General features: G+C 67.6%; 1 protein-coding gene. It reads left to right on the forward strand.

Annotated features, from left to right (window positions below; all coding sequences use genetic code 11):
• The coding region (locus EN925_RS39005; protein ID WP_164894844.1) for a P1 family peptidase at positions 1–516 on the forward strand (516 nt) is incomplete at both ends.

Below are 516 nucleotides of genomic sequence, written 5' to 3' on the forward strand. Positions count from 1 at the left end.
GCTGAAATCCGGGGTAACGACCGTGCTTTGCGATGCGTCCACAGTGGCGGGCGTTCAGATCCTGGGCGGTGCGCCGGGCACCCGCGAGACCGACCTGCTCGAACCGCACAATTCCGTCGATGTGGTGCACGCCGTGGTGCTTTCGGGCGGTTCGGCTTTCGGCCTCGACGCGGCCTCCGGCGTGCAGGCGGCGTTGCGTGAACACGGCATCGGCCTCGAGGTCGGCGGTTTTCGCGTTCCGATCGTGCCGTCGGCGATCCTGTTCGACCTGCGCAATGGCGGCGACAAGGATTGGGGCCGTTATCCGCCCTACCGCGAGCTTGGCTATGAAGCCGCGCAAACCGCCACCGCCGATTTCCAACTCGGCAGCATCGGCGCCGGCACCGGCGCGCTCACTTCGGGGCTGAAAGGAGGCCTCGGCTCCGCCTCGACGCTGCTCGACAATGGCGTCACCATCGGCGCGCTGGCCGCCGTCAATCCGACCGGTTCGGTGACCACAGGCCGAACCCGCCATTT

The organism is Mesorhizobium sp. M7A.F.Ca.US.006.04.2.1 (genome assembly GCF_004022915.1).
GTDB lineage: Bacteria > Pseudomonadota > Alphaproteobacteria > Rhizobiales > Rhizobiaceae > Mesorhizobium > Mesorhizobium ciceri.